This window comes from Pseudaminobacter soli (ex Li et al. 2025) (assembly GCF_003012705.1).
Lineage (GTDB): Bacteria > Pseudomonadota > Alphaproteobacteria > Rhizobiales > Rhizobiaceae > Pseudaminobacter > Pseudaminobacter soli.
The window spans coordinates 14,718-29,020 of sequence record NZ_PXYL01000008.1 but is presented as its reverse complement, the minus strand read 5'-3'; the positions used below and the strand labels follow the sequence as shown (position 1 = coordinate 29,020).

At 63.1% G+C, this 14,303-nt stretch carries 16 protein-coding genes and 1 tRNA gene; 2 read left to right on the top strand and 15 right to left on the bottom strand.

The window, feature by feature from the left end:
• Window positions 1-7 precede the first annotated feature (7 nt).
• The 9 genes from C7I85_RS16670 to obgE all read right to left on the bottom strand — a co-directional run bounded on the left by C7I85_RS16670 (window position 8) and on the right by obgE (window position 9,514).
• Window positions 8-1,336, bottom strand: a complete 1,329-nt coding sequence (locus C7I85_RS16670) for a S41 family peptidase (RefSeq protein WP_106725138.1) — start codon at window positions 1,334-1,336, stop codon at window positions 8-10.
• Window positions 1,326-2,684: a murein hydrolase activator EnvC family protein gene (locus tag C7I85_RS16665; RefSeq protein ID WP_106725137.1), complete on the bottom strand. Its 1,359-nt coding sequence runs from the start codon at window positions 2,682-2,684 to the stop codon at window positions 1,326-1,328. The genes C7I85_RS16670 and C7I85_RS16665 overlap by 11 nt, the downstream gene beginning before the upstream one ends.
• Before the next feature lie 123 nt (window positions 2,685-2,807).
• A complete protein-coding gene (gene rlmH, locus C7I85_RS16660; protein ID WP_106725136.1) occupies window positions 2,808-3,290 on the bottom strand; it encodes a 23S rRNA (pseudouridine(1915)-N(3))-methyltransferase RlmH in 483 nt (160 codons plus the stop codon).
• 27 nt (window positions 3,291-3,317) lie between these two features.
• Window positions 3,318-3,695 (bottom strand): ribosome silencing factor, encoded by a 378-nt coding sequence (gene rsfS, locus C7I85_RS16655; protein WP_106725135.1) that lies wholly within the window; start codon window positions 3,693-3,695, stop codon window positions 3,318-3,320.
• Window positions 3,696-3,940: 245 nt separating this feature from the next.
• Window positions 3,941-5,230 (bottom strand): MFS transporter, encoded by a 1,290-nt coding sequence (locus C7I85_RS16650; RefSeq protein ID WP_106725134.1) that lies wholly within the window; start codon window positions 5,228-5,230, stop codon window positions 3,941-3,943.
• A 106-nt stretch (window positions 5,231-5,336) separates the two neighbouring features.
• Entirely contained in the window at window positions 5,337-5,927 is a 591-nt protein-coding gene (locus tag C7I85_RS16645; protein ID WP_106725347.1) for a nicotinate-nucleotide adenylyltransferase, read from the bottom strand.
• A 110-nt stretch (window positions 5,928-6,037) separates the two neighbouring features.
• Window positions 6,038-7,324, bottom strand: coding sequence for a glutamate-5-semialdehyde dehydrogenase (locus tag C7I85_RS16640; protein WP_106725133.1), 1,287 nt, complete (start codon window positions 7,322-7,324; stop codon window positions 6,038-6,040).
• A gap of 3 nt (window positions 7,325-7,327) precedes the next feature.
• Window positions 7,328-8,464, bottom strand: a complete 1,137-nt coding sequence (proB, locus tag C7I85_RS16635) for a glutamate 5-kinase (RefSeq protein WP_106725346.1) — start codon at window positions 8,462-8,464, stop codon at window positions 7,328-7,330.
• 15 nt (window positions 8,465-8,479) lie between these two features.
• Complete coding sequence (obgE, locus tag C7I85_RS16630; RefSeq protein ID WP_106725132.1) at window positions 8,480-9,514, bottom strand: GTPase ObgE; 1,035 nt, start codon at window positions 9,512-9,514, stop codon at window positions 8,480-8,482.
• Window positions 9,515-9,630: 116 nt separating this feature from the next.
• Here obgE and C7I85_RS16625 point away from each other — a divergent pair, with 116 nt between their 5' ends.
• On the top strand, window positions 9,631-10,491 hold the full coding sequence (locus C7I85_RS16625; protein ID WP_106725131.1) for an endonuclease/exonuclease/phosphatase family protein: 861 nt from the start codon (window positions 9,631-9,633) through the stop codon (window positions 10,489-10,491).
• A gap of 81 nt (window positions 10,492-10,572) precedes the next feature.
• Here C7I85_RS16625 and C7I85_RS16620 read toward each other — a convergent pair whose 3' ends face one another.
• The 3 genes from C7I85_RS16620 to rplU form a co-directional block, all read right to left on the bottom strand.
• Window positions 10,573-11,163: a GNAT family N-acetyltransferase gene (locus tag C7I85_RS16620; RefSeq protein ID WP_106725130.1), complete on the bottom strand. Its 591-nt coding sequence runs from the start codon at window positions 11,161-11,163 to the stop codon at window positions 10,573-10,575.
• Between the two features lie 123 nt (window positions 11,164-11,286).
• Window positions 11,287-11,556 carry a 50S ribosomal protein L27 gene (gene rpmA / locus C7I85_RS16615; protein WP_106725129.1) on the bottom strand — a complete coding sequence of 90 codons (270 nt, stop codon included), beginning with the start codon at window positions 11,554-11,556 and terminating at the stop codon, window positions 11,287-11,289.
• A gap of 25 nt (window positions 11,557-11,581) precedes the next feature.
• The gene (rplU, locus tag C7I85_RS16610; protein WP_106725128.1) at window positions 11,582-11,995 is read right to left on the bottom strand and encodes a 50S ribosomal protein L21; all 414 of its coding nucleotides are present in this window, start codon (window positions 11,993-11,995) and stop codon (window positions 11,582-11,584) included.
• A 245-nt stretch (window positions 11,996-12,240) separates the two neighbouring features.
• Between rplU and C7I85_RS16605 the strand changes: the two genes are divergently transcribed.
• Window positions 12,241-12,330: transfer RNA gene (locus C7I85_RS16605), tRNA-Ser, on the top strand.
• Between the two features lie 92 nt (window positions 12,331-12,422).
• Here C7I85_RS16605 and C7I85_RS16600 read toward each other — a convergent pair.
• The 3 genes from C7I85_RS16600 to C7I85_RS16585 form a co-directional block, all read right to left on the bottom strand.
• Window positions 12,423-12,806, bottom strand: coding sequence for a HEPN domain-containing protein (locus C7I85_RS16600; RefSeq protein ID WP_106725127.1), 384 nt, complete (start codon window positions 12,804-12,806; stop codon window positions 12,423-12,425).
• Between the two features lie 672 nt (window positions 12,807-13,478).
• A complete protein-coding gene (locus C7I85_RS16590; RefSeq protein ID WP_106725125.1) occupies window positions 13,479-14,051 on the bottom strand; it encodes a recombinase family protein in 573 nt (190 codons plus the stop codon).
• A gap of 30 nt (window positions 14,052-14,081) precedes the next feature.
• A complete protein-coding gene (locus C7I85_RS16585; RefSeq protein ID WP_106725124.1) occupies window positions 14,082-14,303 on the bottom strand; it encodes a hypothetical protein in 222 nt (73 codons plus the stop codon).

Below are 14,303 nucleotides of genomic sequence, written 5' to 3'. Positions count from 1 at the left end.
TCAACCGTTACTGCTGGTTGAGCACGGCCTTTTCCGGATTCGGCGGATAGGACGGATCGGTCTTGACGCCGCGCATCAGGTCGAGCGCATAGTTCAGCTGGATGTCGTCCTTGGCTTCCGGCGGCACATAGGCCGAGGAACCCGAACCCTTGTCGCTTTCGTCGACACCCTTGATGTGACCCTTGAGGTCGGATTCACCACGGGTGACGTCGCGGCCCTTCAGCTCGTCCGGCAGCGGCTGATCGACCTTGATGTCGGGCGTGATGCCCTTGCCCTGGATCGACTTGCCCGACGGCGTGTAATAGAGCGCCGTCGTCAGCCGGAGCGCGCCGTTCTCGGCGAGCGGGATGATCGTCTGCACCGAGCCCTTGCCGAAGGACTGCGTACCCACAACGGTGGCGCGGCGATGATCCTGCAGGGCACCGGCAACGATTTCCGACGCACTGGCCGAACCGCCATTGATCAGCACGATCAGCGGCTTGCCGCCGGTCATGTCGCCCGGGCGGGCGTCAAAGCGGGTCACGTCCTTCGGATCGCGGCCACGGGTCGAAACGATCTCGCCCTTGTCCAGGAAGGTGTCGGACACGCTGACCGCCTGGTCGAGCAGGCCGCCCGGATTGAGGCGCAGGTCAAGGATGAAGCCCTTGAGCTTGTCGTCCGGGATCTGCTTCTTGATCTGCTCGATCGCGTTCTGCAGGTCGTCGAAGGTTTTTTCGGTGAACGAGGTGATCTTGATGTAGCCGACATCGGTCTCGGCGCGGAACTTCACCGCCTTGACCTTGATGACATCGCGCATGATCGTCAGCTCGATCGGCTTGTCCGCGCCCTGGCGCAGGATGGTCAGCTTGATCGGCGTGTTGACGAGGCCGCGCATCTTGTCGACGGCATCGTTCAGCGTCATGCCGCGCACTTCTTCGCCGTCGATCTTGGAAATGTAATCGCCGGCCAGCACGCCGGCCTTGGCGGCGGGCGTGTCGTCGATCGGGGTGATCACCTTGACGAGGTCGTTCTCCATGGTGACCTCGATGCCGAGGCCGCCGAACTCGCCCTTGGTCTGAACGCGCATGTCCTTGGCGGCTTCGGCGTTCATGTAGGAGGAATGCGGGTCAAGCGAGGTGAGCATGCCATTGATGGCGCTCTCGACGAGGGCCTTTTCGTCCGGCGGCGTCACATACTGGGCGCGTACGCGTTCGAAAATATCCCCGAAGATCGCCAGCTGGCGATAGGTCTCGGAGCTCGCCGCATTCGCCGTCGAGCCGGGAACGCCATAGACCAGCGTCATGGCGGAGGCGCCCATGAGCGCACCGGCAAGCAGAAGCGACAACTTACGTACCATTTCCTGTCCTTCCAGAAAGCCGCTCCGCCCACCACGGGGTCGGATCGACGGGTTTTCCATCTTTGCGGAACTCAATATAGAGTTCCGGACCAGTGTTTCCATTCGGAGCCGCAGAGGTGCTAGCCACCCTGGCTTCCCCCATCGCGCCGATCGGTTCGCCTGCAAGGACGGACTGACCCAGCGAGACGCTGATTCTGCTCATGCCCGCCAGGACGACATGATAACCGTCGCCTGCGTTCAGGATCAAGAGTTGTCCATATGACCGAAAGGGCCCCGCATACAAGACACTGCCATCGGCCGGCGCGGTGACGATGGCGCCCGATTGTGTCGCAACCATGTCGCCGAGCATCACGCCGCCACTATCGTCCTTCTCACCGAACTGTCGCGTGATGCGCCCGGTGACCGGCAAGGCGATCTGTCCGCGCAGCGCCGAGAAGGGTGCGGCCGCCATCAACCGGTTGGCTTCCGGCAGTGCGGCCAGTTCGGCAGCGCGCGCACGTTCCTCGTCGCGCCTGGCGGCTTCGTCCTCGCGGCGGCTTTGCTCGGCCTGCTTTTCCAGACCGGCGATCAAGTCCTTGAGGCTGGTCGCGCGGGCGGCCAGATCCTCCGACCGCATCCGTTCCTCGACAAGCGCCGACTCCGCCTCGACCTGCAGCCGCTGCTTTTGTTCCTGTAGCAAAGTGAGGCGCTTCTTTTCGGCGAGCTGCTCGCCGACGGAGGTCACCAGCTTCTGCCGCTCGGCCTCGATGGAAGCGGTGACGCGTGACATCTCCTTCATGTCGGCCATGAGGATTTCGGTCTCGGCGCGCAGTTCGGGCACCACCGCACCGAGCAGGATCGCGCTGCGCACTGAGGACAGGGCGTCCTCCGGCTTCACCAGGATCGCCGGCGGCGGGTTGAGGCCCATGCGCTGCAGCGCGCCCAGCACCTCGGCCAGCACGCCGCGACGCGCAAGAAGCGAGTTGTGGATGCCTTCCTTCTGCTCCTTCAGCCCTTCCAGGCGCCCGGTGATATCTTCGATGTCCTGGCTGAGCTTCTTTTCCGTCATCGCCGACTGGATCAGGGCTGCGGTGATGCTCGCATAATCCTTCTTGACCTTGGCGACATCGGCCGCGAGCGAGTTCATGCGCTCGGCCGAGATGCCGATCTCGTGCGTGACCTGCTCGTATTCGGCCTGGCGCTCGGCGCGGCTGGTCGCAATCGCGGCTGTGGTATCGCTAGCGGAGGAAGGGTCCGCAACCGGGTCTTCGGCCTGGGCAGCGGACAGGGTAAGGGCAAATGCGGTCGCGGCGATCATGCCGCGGCATGCCCAGCTGAACCTTCCCTTGTTGACCGCTATCTTCGACATCCGACGCGCTGCACGTTTCTGGCCGACCTTAGTGGCCGCATCGTTAACGAACAATCAACCATGATGGGGGCGAGCGGGCCGGCAGCCAAAAAAAAATTGTCGGCAAACGGCCGATCGACCTGCTCAGGCCCGATGATAGGGGTGGCCGGAAAGAATGGTAGCGATGCGATAGAGCTGTTCGGCCAGCATGATGCGCACCAGCTGGTGCGGCCAGGTCAGCGCGCCGAAGGACAGCGTCAGCGCAGCACTTTCGCGCAAGGACGCATCATGCCCGTCCGGCCCGCCAATTGCGACCACCAGGTTCTTCTGGCCGCCATCGCGCAGGCTGCCGATCCGGGCCGCCAGATCTTCGGAGGAGATGTTCTTGCCGCGCTCGTCGAGCAGGATTAGCGCCGCGCCCGACGCCAACTGCGCCTGCAGCTTCTGAGCTTCTTCGCGCTTGCGCTCGTTCACGCCCTGCGCGCGGCTCTCCGGCGTCTCGACGACGCCGGCAAATTCAAGCCCGATTGCCGGACCACTCTTGGCGAAACGGTCGAAATAGCGCTCGGCCAATTCCTTGTCGGGGCCGGCCTTCATCCGGCCCACGGCATGTACGGCAATCTTCATCCTGTCCTGACCGAAGAAACGGAGTGGTTAATGTACCGTTTCTTCCTCAAGGTCCGGCGCCAACCACATCTTTTCAAGATTGTAGAAGTCGCGGACTTCGGGGCGGAAGACGTGGACGATGATATCGCCCGAATCGATCAGGACCCAGTCGGCCGATTCCAGCCCTTCAACGCGCGCATTGCCGAGGCCGGCATCCTTGAGCGCCTTGAGCAGGTGGTCGGCCACCGCCGCAACATGACGATGCGAGCGGCCCGAGGCGACGACCATGTGGTCGGCCAGGCTCGACTTGCCATAGAGATCGATGGGGACGATGTTTTCGGCCTTGGAGTCTTCCAGACTGGCAAGGACTGTTTCCAGGGCGCGGGACACGGCTTCAAGTCCGTTCATCCCTGCCGGCGAAGGCATGATGCTTGCCTTCTTCCTCAGTGCTGTTCTCAGTGTCTTTCCTTTCGAAACAAGAACAACCGAACGTCCTGCGTGACGTGCAGAACACCTATTAAATAGGCAGAATCGCGCGACACTTTCAAGACGCGGCCCCGCTGGGAGCCTGAAGTCGTGAATGTGGTCGCTGGGCGCCCGGTTTCAACCCCTTTAAACGGAATTTGTCGGGCTTTGCAGCCGCCAATTGCGTCCCCTGTCAGCCGAACCGGTCAGCGGCCCACAGGCTCGTCGCCATCGGGCGCAAAAGCGAGATCGACAGGCAACGGCGCCTGCGCCGTCATCGGTGCGAAACCGCTCATGCTTTCGGCCTCAACCGGGCGGCTCGTCAAGACGCGCCAGATGACGAACAGGCCGAAAACCACCGCAATGACGATCGCCACATACATGAAGGACTGGGTGCCGTAGACGGCGGTCAGCACCGTGCCGATGCTTGGTATGATGAAGCCCGACACCGACCAGGCAAACAGCATGCTGCTCGACAGCGTCACCAGGTCGTCGCGGCCGGCGCGATCATTGGCATGCGCGCTGGAGATCGAGTAGATGGATTCGCCCGCCCCGCTCCAGGCCACATAGACAACGATCACCAAGGCAAGTGCGGCGCCGTCGACGGCGTGAGCGGCAAGACCGGCGAGCAGCACCAGAAGCGCGGCCGCGATCAGCACATAGCGGCGATCGGTGCGGTCTGAAATCCAGCCGAAGGGAATCTGGAACAGCAGCGTGCCGAGCGGCATGGCGAACATCAGCGTCGCCACCTCCTGCTGGCTGTAACCCTTGGCCGTGGCATGGATCGGCGCGAAGCCGGAGATCATCATCGACAGGCCGCCGACAGCCATCATGCCGGCAATGCCGACCGGCGAAATGCGCCAGGCGCGCCGGAAGGCCACCGATGCCGACTCCGGCGGGGGCGGCGGGCGCAGCCGCGTCATGCCGACCGGCAGGATCGACAGCGCGGTGAACACGATGCCCACCATCGGCGCCTGCGAGGTGTTGATGTCGACAAAGCTCAGCAAATAGGAGCCGACGCCGAGCCCGACCACATAGGCGACATAGAAGATCGCCATCACCCGTCCGCGAATATGGTTGCCGATGGCATCGTTGAGCCAGCTTTGCGAGACGATGAAGAGCGCGCAGATGGCAAAGCCGTAGAGCGCCCGCGCGCCGACCCAGACCAGCGGATAGGGTCCGGCCCCGACCGCGGCGTTCGACAGCACGATCAACGCCGACATCACCATGAAGGCGCGCGCATGGCCCACGCGCCGCACGATGCGGCCGGTGAGCAGGCAGCCGGCGATGCCGCCGGCCGAAAGGCTGGTCACGATAATCGCCGCCCAGGTCGGCGGCAGTCCGGCCACGCCAAGGCGTACCGGGATATAGGCGAACATCAGGCCGTTGCCGATGGCGATCAGGGCCATGGAGATGACGACGCTGGCAATGGCGATCGCCGGCGCGGTGTTTTCGCCCGGCAGTGCGGTCTCGACCATTTCGCCAGTCTGGTTCATGCCCGCAGACTGCCCGTCGCGTGGGCCCGGCGACACGGCAAAAGCGACATCCTTTCGCCGGAGCGACCCTGGACCGGCGTTTGCCTGGCGCTGGCGCAAAGCTGGCCTAAGGCCTCTTTGCCCCATTGCGGATTTCGGTCGAGGACAGCAGCGAGCGTCGGCCATGGATAAAAGTCCAGGCGGGCGCCTGCATGCGCGCCAGGCGTGGCGCAGCGGATTCGTCGACACGCGCATAGGCGAATGCCTTGGCGACCACCGACGACAGGAAGGACAGCGTCGAACCCGGCCGGTCTATGACTGCGATCGGGAAGGTCATGACGATCTGCCGCCAGCGCTGCCAGCGGTGAAAATCGCGCAGATTGTCCGCCCCCATGATCCAGACGAAATCGACGCCCGGATTGCGCGCCTTGATCAGCGCCAGCGTGTCGGCGGTGTAGCGCACATGATAGCTCGCCTCGAAAGCGGTCACTTTCATGCGCGGGTCGCGTGCGATCGCTTCAGAGAGACGGATGCGTTCTGCGAGAGGGGCGAGCTCGTTCGTGCTTTTCAGCGGATTGCCGGGCGTGACCATCCACCAGAGTTGGTCGAGCCGCAGCCGCCGCATGGCGATCTCGGCAACCAGCGCATGGCCAGCGTGCGGCGGATTGAACGAGCCGCCGAACAGGCCGACCTGCATGCCCTTTTCGGCATGCGGCATGCGCAGATATTTCTGGTCGACCCCCAAATGCACGACGTCAGGCATCCCCTTCTTGCGCGTGCCACGCGGAAGGTCGACGGCCGACTATGCGTGCGCCCCTCACGCGAACGTCACGGGCGCACCTGCCCCGTTCCGCGCACGCGGTACTTGAAGGAGGTGAGTTGCTCGACGCCGACCGGCCCGCGCGCATGCATCTTGCCGGTGGCGATGCCGATCTCGGCGCCCATGCCGAACTCGCCGCCGTCGGCGAACTGGGTCGAGGCGTTGTGCAGCAGGATCGCCGAGTCGATCTCGTTGAAGAAGCGCTCCACGGCGGCCGCATCCTCAGCGACGATGGCCTCGGTGTGATGTGACGAATAGGTCTCGATGTGCTCGATGGCGCCGGCAACGCCGTCCACCAGCTTCGCCGAGATGATGGCGTCGAGATATTCCGTCACCCAGTCGGCATCGGTCGCGGGCTTGGCGTCGGCAAAAGCCTTCAGCACTTCCTCGTCGGCGTGGATTTCGCAGCCCGCCTGACGCAGAGCCTCCAGCACCGGCACCAGATGCGTGCCGGCCACGGCCCGATCGACCAGCAGCGTCTCGGCTGCGCCGCAGATGCCGGTACGGCGCATCTTGGCGTTGACGGCGATCTTTACCGCCATGCCCAGGTCGGCCGACTTGTCGATATAGAGATGGCAGATGCCTTCGAGATGGGCGAACACCGGCACGCGCGCCTCGTTTTGCACGCGCTCCACAAGGCTCCTGCCGCCGCGCGGCACGATCACGTCGAGATTGCCCGACAGACCCTTCAGCATCTCGCCAACGGCGGCGCGATCGGTGGTCGGCACCAGCTGGATCGCATCTTCCGGCAAGCCGGCGGCCCGCAGCCCTTCGACCAGGCAGGCATGGATGGCCGCCGAAGAATTCAGCGAGTCCGAGCCGCCGCGCAGGATCACGGGATTGCCTGCCTTGAGGCACAGCGCACCGGCGTCCGCCGTCACATTCGGGCGGCTCTCATAGATGACGCCGATGACGCCGAGCGGCGTTCGCACGCGCTCGATATGGAGGCCGTTCGGGCGGTCCCATTCGGCAATGACTTCGCCGACAGGATCACGAAGCTCGGCAATCGCACGAACGCCTTCGGCCATATCGCGGATGCGCTTCGGGTCGAGTTTCAGCCGGTCCATGAAGGAGCCGCTCAAGCCCGACTGCTCGCCGTTCTTCACGTCGATGGCGTTAGCCGCAAGAATCTTGTCTTCGCCCCGCAGGATGGCATCGGCCATGGCCAGCAGCGCGTCGCGCTTGCGGTCGGCGCTGGCGACGGCAAGTGGTCGGGCGGCGGCGCGTGCCTTGCGGCCGAGCGCTGCCATCAGCGCGACCGTGTCCTGCCCGGATTTGTCACTTGCCATCAGCATGGCTCACCCTTCCGCCTGCGCCGTTTCGGTGTGGCTCACCACCAGGTCGTCACGATGGATCATAGCCGAGCGCGCTTCATAGCCAAGCACATCGGCGATCTCGTTGGTCTTCAACCCCGCGATCCTTACGGCATCCGCCGCGTCATAGGCAACAAGGCCGCGCGCGATCTCGCGGCCCTCGGGGCTGATGATCGCCACCGTGTCGCCGCGCGAGAAATTGCCCTCGACCCGCTTCACGCCGGCCGGAAGCAGCGATTTGCCGGACAACAGCGCGTCGATCGCGCCCACATCCACCATCATCCGGCCTGCCGGCTCGAGCTGGCCGGCGATCCAGGTCTTGTAGCCCTTCACCGGGTTGGCGCTCGGCTTAAAGAAGGTGGCGCGCTCGCCGCGATCGATGGCACCGAGCGGGCTGAGCCGCGTGCCGGCGGTGATGATCATGGCCGTGCCCGCAGCCGTAGCAATCTTGCCGGCGTCGAGTTTGGTCCGCATGCCGCCGCGTGACAGCTCGGACGCGGCCGCCCCAGCCATCGCCTCGATGTCGGGCGTGATCCGCTCGACCTGCGGGATGAATTTTGCCGACGGATCGAGGGCCGGCGGCGCGGTGTAGAGCCCGTCGATGTCGGAGAGCAGGACGAGCAGGTCCGCCCCCATCATGGTTGCGACGCGTGCGGCAAGGCGATCATTGTCGCCATAGCGGATTTCGCTCGTTGCCACCGTGTCGTTCTCGTTGATGACCGGCACGGCCTTCATCTTGAGCAGAGTGGAGATGGTCGCGCGCGCATTGAGATAGCGGCGGCGCTCCTCGGTGTCGCCGAGCGTCACCAGAACCTGCCCGGATTTCAATCCGTTGCGGCCAAGCTCATCCGACCACGCGCCGGCGAGCGCGATCTGCCCGACGGCGGCGGAAGCCTGGCTTTCCTCAAGCTTCAGCGCGCGCTTGCCCAGGCCCAGAATGGTGCGGCCGAGCGCAATCGCGCCCGAGGAAACCACCAGCACCTCGCATCCTGCCTCGGTGAGCACGGCGATGTCGTCGGCAATCGAGGCCAGCCAGTCGCGCTTCAACCCGGTCGAGCGATCGACCAGCAGGGCCGAGCCGATCTTCACGGTAATGCGCTTGTATTTCTTCAGCGGCTGCAGGCTCATGGCGATCCCCTATCTCTGCCACCGCTCGTCGGCCTCGCCCGGCTCGTTTTCAACCCGGGCCGACTGCACCTCTGCCATCAGCGCGCGCAGCACCGCCTCGACGCCTTCGCCGGTTACGGCGGAAATCATCATCGGCGTCGTGCCGGTGGCTCGCTTCAGCGAGGCAAGCTTCTTCTTGCGGCTGTCGGCATCGAGCGTGTCGATCTGGCTCAGCGCCACGATTTCCGGCTTTTCAGCTAGGCCGTTGCCATAGGCTTCCAACTCGCCGCGCACGGTCTTGTAGGCCTTGCCGGGGCTTTCCTCCTGCGCGGAAACGAGGTGCAACAGCACTCGCGTGCGCTCGACATGGCCAAGAAAGCGGTCGCCGATGCCCACGCCTTCATGTGCGCCTTCGATCAGGCCGGGAATGTCGGCGATGACGAATTCGCGCGCGTCGATGCGGGCGACGCCCAGGCCCGGATGCAGCGTGGTGAAGGGATAGTCGGCAATCTTCGGCTTGGCCGCGGTTACCGCTGCCAGGAAAGTCGACTTGCCGGCATTGGGCAGACCGACCAGTCCGGCATCCGCAATCAGCTTCAGCCGCAGCCACACCCATTTTTCCTCGCCGGGAAGGCCGGGATTGGCACGGCGCGGCGCCTGGTTGGTCGAGGTCTTGAAATGCTGGTTGCCGAAGCCGCCATTGCCGCCGGCCGCCAGTCGGAAGCGCTGGCCGACCTGGGTCAGGTCGCAGATCAGCGTCTCGTTGTCTTCTTCATAGACCTGTGTGCCGACCGGCACCTTCAGCGTGATGTCGGCGCCCTTGGCACCGGTCATGTTGCGGCCCATGCCGTGAATGCCGGTCTTGGCCTTGAAGTGCTGCTGGTAGCGATAGTCGATCAGCGTGTTCAGCCCTTCGACGACTTCCAGCCAGACGTCACCGCCACGGCCGCCATCGCCGCCGTCCGGCCCGCCGAACTCGATGAATTTTTCACGGCGGAACGAGACGCTGCCAGCGCCCCCGTCGCCGGATCGGATATAGACTTTTGCCTGGTCGAGGAATTTCATCGGAAACTGGCTTTTCGCTACTGTCGGTTTTGTTGGGACCTGCTCTAGCGCAAAGAATGCACGAGGGCGAGTGCGGGATTTACCGTTCCCATACTCGGAAACAGCGAGGGACGGGCATGAAACTGGTCACCTACAACATCCAGTACGGCATTGGCCGCGACAAGAAATTCGATTTGCCGCGCATCGCGGCAAGCCTCGAAGGCGCCGATATCGTCGCGCTGCAGGAGGTGACGCGTAATTTTCCGCGCAACGGCGGCGCCGATCTCGTGGCCGGCCTCGCAGAACTCCTGCCCGACATGTTCCACGTCTACGGCCCGGCCATGGATGTCGATTTCGGCCTGCGCGACGCAAGCGGCCGGCCGGTCAACAAGCGCCTGCAATTCGGCAATATGGTGCTGTCGCGCTGGCCGATCGCCGCCTCGCGCAACCTGCTTTTGCCGCGCACGCGCCGCTTCAACCGCGGCAATCTCCAGCGTTCGGCACTGGAGGCGCTGATCATGGCTCCGTCCGGCCCGCTGCGCGTCTATTCGGTTCATCTCGATCACATCAATCACGAGGAGCGTTCGGCCCAGATCCGGCATCTGAAGGAGCGCGTCTATGCCTATCCCATGGAGGGCGGCGCCATCACCGGCTCGGCCGAATATGGGTTTCCCGAGCTGCCCTGCCCGGAAGAATTCGTTCTGATGGGCGATTTCAACATGGTCCAGGGATCGCCCGAATATACCCTGATGGCCGGAGAGGCCGATTATGCCGAGGGTCGCCAGATCGTTGCCCACCACCCCGTCGACGTCTTTTCGCTGACCGAAGGTGCGCCGGACGGCGCGATAAGCTGGATCGACGACGAGAAGCCCGAAGACAACCGGCTGATCGATTTCGCCTTCGTCCACGCAAGCCTTTCAGGCCGCGTCAGGCGAAGCTGGATCGACGCATCCGCGACAGGCTCGGACCACCTGCCAATCTGGTTCGAGCTGGAATGAACGGCCGGCGGACCGGCCGCTCATTTTCTTTCCTGCACATGTGCGCCGTTGCCGGCGTCGCGATTTGCGCTGCGACTTCGTTCAAAGCCGGGCCCATGTACGCAGGCTAACCCAGGTCTTGCGGTCGAGGCGGTAGCGTTCGACCGGCACCTTGCCGCCGACGAGCGAGTTCAGCATGCCCTGGCCGGCATACTGGAAGCCGCACTTGTGGATGACCCGCCGCGAGGCCGGATTGATGACCCGGCAGGAGGCGTGCAGCACGTTGATGTTCGTCGCGCGGAAGGCGAGGTCGACCAGCGCGTGTGCAGATTCCGTCGCATAGCCGCGGCGCCAGTAGGGCTCGCCCATCCAGTAGCCGAGCTCGAGCCCGCGATCGGTGGCGTTGAGCCCGGCGCAGCCGACGAATGCGCCGGTTTCGGCCAGCGTCACCGCATAGACGCCACCGGCATGGCGCGACAGCGACGACCGGGTGAGGAAGGAGCGTGCCTCCGCCTCTCCGTACGGGTGAGGCATGCGCGAAAGCATTTCGGCAATGCGCGGATTGTTGGCGAGCGTCACCAGCTCGGCCACGTCGTCTTCATGCGGCGGGCGCAACACCAGCCGCTCGGTGACGAGCACCGGGCAATCTATGACCAGACTCTCGTCTTCGAAGTCCTCCGATTCGGCAACCATTTCTAGGTATCCTCCAGGCAATGAAAAAGGGGAGCTGGGCGACCCATCTCCCCCGATCCTTTTTCTGGATTCTACCAGACACCGGTCCCGAGATGGGGCGCCGGTGTTTTGGTGCGGAACCGGCTACTCCGCGGCTTCTGCAATCGGATTAACCGATACATAGGTTCGGCCGTTGGCTTTCTTGCGGAAAGCAACCGCACCGGCTTCGAGCGCAAAAAGGGTATGGTCAGTGCCCATGCCGACGTTCACGCCGGGATGCCACTTGGTACCGCGTTGACGAATGATGATGTTGCCCGGAACGACAGCTTCGCCGCCGAACTTCTTCACGCCGAGGCGCTTGGATTCCGAGTCGCGACCGTTGCGCGACGAACCGCCAGCTTTCTTATGTGCCATTGGTTTACTCCTTCAGTCCTCGAACTTACTCGTTTTCCGCCGCGGCAGCAGCCTTTTTCGGCGCGGCCTTCTTGGCGGGCTTCTCGGCAGCTTCAGCAGCAGCAGCCTTCTTCGCCGGCTTGGCACCGCCCGTCAGGATTTCGGAAATCTTGATGACGGTTTCGTGCTGGCGATGGCCGCGCTTGCGGCGCGAGTTCTGGCGACGACGCTTCTTGAACGCGATGACGGTTGCGGCGCGGCCCTGCTCGACCACTTCCACCGCCACGGTGGCGCCTTCCACGAAGGGAGCGCCGATCGAGACGTCCGCACCGTTGCCCACTGCGAGCACTTCGGTGATTTCAATCACGTCGCCAGCATTGGCGTCGATCTTGCCGACGGTGATGACGTCGTTGGCGGCAACGCGATACTGCTTGCCACCCGTCTTGATGACTGCGAACATTTTTTGCCTTTCGCTGTTCGGTCCGACCTCTTTGAACGCGGGGAGCGTTCGGGTCGTCTTTTTGTCAGTCTTGGGGTTCAAATCGAATCCGACGCGGGCAAGACCCTCGCCGGAACTGTGCGCGTGTAACCGAAGGGGCGCATCGAGTCAAGGCGACCCACAAATAAGTCGCGAAGGGGCCTTGTGCATCGCATCGCGACTCGTTATCTACTGCGCCGCGCCGGTAACGGCCCGACCACAGTTGCGGAGAAGTGGCAGAGTGGTTGAATGCACCGCACTCGAAATGCGGCATAGGTGCAAGCCTATCGGGGGTTCGAATCCCTCCTTCTCCGCCATCCCCCTCTCTTCAAGCTAAGCGGCTGATTTAATTGGGTTCTTATCGGGAGCCCTTAAGGTCGGTGCCCCACGCTGGTGCCCCAAATTGTCATCAAAAGAAGCCGTTTTGCTCGGCCAGGCTCAGTAGCCGGCCTCTACGAGCAAAATGGAGCGTTAGATCGCATAGTAAATCCAGCGACTCCACAAGCGCAGCCTCCCCTTCGCTCTCCTTGAGGCCCGCGCCATGAACACACTTCGAGCGTAGATCATACAGCTTCTTGGTGCGACTCAATCTCGCTTCCTGGTCTGCACGATCCGTTCCGAGGAGTATGGCGACGAGATATGAAATTCGATGACGCAACTCGTGATCAAGCCCTAGTAGCGCCTCTATGCCGCTCCAGATGCTCGCCATGCGGGCGGGCAAGAACGGCTCTTTGTGGTTTCCGGCCGCCACAATAGCGGCATGCGCAAATCGATCATTGTCAAGTAAGTTCATAAATCCGGCGTGATCTTCCGCGCATTGAGCTAGTTCGTTCTTGGAAAGGGCCTAGGCTCCCAAAAAGCAGCTGGATAGATACGCATGTCTTGAACGGTCAGACGGTCTCCCACGCGGCCAAAGGGGCCGAACAGCGGATGTCTGCCGATGATCGAGAGATGGACAAACACCCATTGCGAATTCCAGGCGTTGATAACAGCCTCCTGTGACGTGTCGCCGTCCACGTCCAACTCGAATGTGACATGCGGGGCTAGCGAGCAAAGGAAGCCGTAAGTTCGCTGGGTGTCGGCCAATCCCTCCAACTGCCGAAAGTCGCAGTCAAGGCGCGTAGGACGAAGGGAAAACTCGCGGGTGATCTGAAATTCAACGTCCAGCGTCAGCCCAATTCCGAGCGTACAGGCTATACCCAAGGTTTTGTCCACCCCTGCCGGAAATATCCATTACCTGAGTCGCAGAATACGAGCTTCTCTGCAAGGCAGCCTCTGGGCCGCAGCATTCTTTCGGGAGCCGCCGCCACTCTTGCGGATCACTCCATGTCTGGCACATCGCCCGCCTGCCGTCTCGATGCGGCGGGCTTTCTTCGTTTCATAGAATACAGCCCCATCTGCGCCGGGGCCAAATGGCTGCTGCGGTTACAGATTAGAACTTGTAGTTTGATGCCAGCCCTGCCCGTTACGTTCGATCTGCCTCGGCCAATATCCGAAAGACACTTGCCCGGCTGATCCCCAATGCCGCCACAATGTCATTCGCGGACTTTCCCTCCGCCCGAAGCTGCATAACCTCCTCCGCCTTTGCGCGGGCCGTGGGCTGCCTGCCTTTGTATTTGCCATCCACCTTAGCCTTCGCGATGCCTTCCCGCTGGCGCTCTAGCATAAGCTCGCGCTCAAACTCCGCGATGGACCCCAGCAAGTTGAGCATGAGCTTGCCGGTAGGGGTGGAGGTGTCGAGGTTCATGGCTAGGATGCGAAGCCCAACGCCTTTCCTCCGAAGTTCCTCCGTGATCGATACAAGGTCTGCCACCGAGCGAGCCAGGCGGTCCAGCTTCGTGACTACGAGCGTGTCGCCCTCTCGCACCCACTCAATGGCAGCCTCAAGCTGGGGGCGCGTGGCGGCCACGGAAGAAAGCTCCTCGCGGAATATCTTAGTGCAGCCCGCTTGTTCCAGGTCTCGAAGCTGGGCCGCGAGCCCTGCCTTTTGGTCGGTGGTGGAGGTGCGGGCGTAGCCAACAAGTGCGCTATTGGTCATCTTGGTTGGTCTCCGATTGGCCAGCGTTGCTCATCGCCATTTGAACTGGCTGGGCGAAAGAGGTTTCGACTCGGGAAAAACCTCAGGGGCGAGCTTGCAAAATGCCTTAATCACCTCGTCGCCGCTCTCCGGTGAAAAGATCGCTTCATGCCAGATGCCGCGCCGGCCCTGATGCAAGCTGGCGATAACGATTGTCCCGAAGCCTTCCCTGCTCGCCTTGAATGCGAATTTGAGCGTTGGCTGGTGTTTCAT